The sequence below is a fragment of the Flavobacterium sp. GNP010 genome (assembly GCF_056428945.1).
The window spans coordinates 1-2,281 of the sequence record NZ_JBWJVK010000101.1; the positions used below are offsets into that span (position 1 = coordinate 1).

Genomic DNA, 2,281 nt, shown 5'->3' on the forward strand with positions numbered 1-2,281 from the left:
ATTTTAAGACTTCCAGAGAATTTAGAGAAAGAATTTAGGTTGTTTTTTAATGTAAAACTTAAAATCAAAAAGATTATTCCAAGAATAATTAATAGTATCATTTTTTTATTGGTTAGATTATTATTCTTGTTATACGGAAATACGAATGAGAAGTTACAGCGTACGAAAAATTTTATTCTTTATGATTTTGTAAAACTAACTTTTTTGTAAGTTTCGCAAAGCGAATGTATAAAAAAATAGCTGCCGCTGTTAATCCTGCCAAGAGTCCGATCCAGATTCCAACAGCCTTGAGCTCCGTATACTTGCCCAAATAATAGGAAATAGGAAAGCCGATGACCCAATACGCCACAAAGGTAATGTACATGGGAATTTTTACATCTTGCAAACCGCGTAATGCACCTAAAACAACGACTTGAATACCATCAGAAATTTGGAATATGGCAGCAATCAATAATAATTTTGATGTAATAGCAATGATTTCGGAATTGTCCAGCACCTGAGAAGCATCATTCATATTTAAGAATAAATGGGGTAAGAAGTTATGTAAAACAACAAACACAATAGCGAAAAAGGTTTCTAAAATAATAGCCAACAAAAATATAGAACGCGCTACAACGATCAGTTTTTTATAATCGTTGATGCCTTTAGTGTGACTCACTCGAATCATTGCCGTAACACTCAATCCCATGGCAACCATAAAAGTAGACGATGCCAGAATAAGTGCAATCTGATTGGCCGCTTGACTGTTTTTACCTAAAGAACCGGAGAGCCAAATTGCCGCTGTGAACAACGTTACTTCAAACAACATTTGCATCGCTGACGGTAAACCAAGATTGATGATTTTTTTCAAAATTGACTTTCGGATTTCTTTAAAACTAAAATTCTTAAAATATTTTTTCAAGTCGGCATTTCTTTTCATCAAATAATGCATAAAAACCACCATCATTATTCTGGACAAAACCGTTCCTAGAGCGGCTCCCAAGATGCCTAATTTTGGAAATATCCAAACTCCATATATAAGCACGTAATTAAAAAAAACATGCACCACATTAGCCATAAAAATAGCGTACATAGAGTATTTCGTTTTGGCTAGACCATCCGCAAATTGCTTGTAGCCTTGATACATAATCACTGGAATCAAGGAAAAAGCAACCCAATCAATATATGGAGCTGCCATATCAGCGACTTCTTTGGGTTGGTGCATCAAATACATAATTTGTTTAGACAACACGGTCAAAATAAATAATGCAACTCCTAGAACCGTACATAAAAGCAAACCGTGATGAAACGTGGTTCGAATTTTTGATACATCATTTTCAGCATCAGCCTCAGCAACTAATGGTGTAATTGCCGTAGAAAACCCTATCCCTAATGATAAGGCAATAAATATAAAGCTGTTTCCCAAAGAAACTGCAGCCAACTCTGTAGACCCCAGTTTCCCGACCATAAAATTATCGACTATCCCAATCAAAGTATGCCCTAACATTCCTAGAATTACTGGATATGCCAATTTAATATTATATGAAAACTCTTTGAAGTATTGGGATAAATTCACTTGATGTTTTTTTTGAAAGCAAAGATAATTAGAAGGTTTCAATTCTTTCAACACAATTGACAATAAAACACTCCGTAGTGCTATCTATTTTGAAGAAAACAAGTAATTCTATAACAAAACTAAACAATTCTATAACAAACAATGCCTGTAATCAGTATACTTTTGCACTGTTGCAAACGGGTAATTAAATCCAACTAGCAACAATAAAAAAACAAATAAAATATTACAATTATGAAAATGACAGGAAAAATCAAAATGCTTTTTGTATTCACAGTAGCAATGATGTTTGCTAATAATGCACAAGCTCAAGAAACAACAAATCAAGATACAAATTACGATCAGGGATTCCGTTTAGGTGTTGGTTTAAATGCTGGATATTCTACTAATGATCCTTATAAATTAGCATTAGGAGCAGATGTTAGAGGACAATACGATTTATCAAAAAGATACTCTTTGACATTGACTACAGGTTACACTAATTTATTTGTAAGCAAAGCTGATGGGTTTGCTGGTCAAACAGAAGGAAAAGATTTAGGTATTATTCCAGCTAAAGCGGGTTTCAAAGCTTTTATTTGGAATGACCAATTCTACGTAATGGGAGAAGCTGGTGCTGCATTTGCAACAAGTAATGTAGAAAACACAAGAGACGACACTTCTTTATTATTATCTCCAAGTGTAGGTTATGCTACTAAATACATAGATATTTCTTTGAATTATACACACTAC

2 protein-coding genes are annotated in these 2,281 nt (G+C 33.7%); one reads left to right on the forward strand and one right to left on the reverse strand.

Translation table 11 applies throughout. The annotated features are described in order from the left end of the window. Positions 1-172: 172 nt before the first annotated feature. Positions 173-1,555: an MATE family efflux transporter gene (locus AC061C_RS15605; protein WP_478291934.1), complete on the reverse strand. Its 1,383-nt coding sequence runs from the start codon at positions 1,553-1,555 to the stop codon at positions 173-175. A 231-nt stretch (positions 1,556-1,786) separates the two neighbouring features. Here AC061C_RS15605 and AC061C_RS15610 point away from each other — a divergent pair. Then, the coding region (locus AC061C_RS15610; RefSeq protein WP_478291935.1) for a hypothetical protein at positions 1,787-2,281 on the forward strand (495 nt) is incomplete at its 3' end.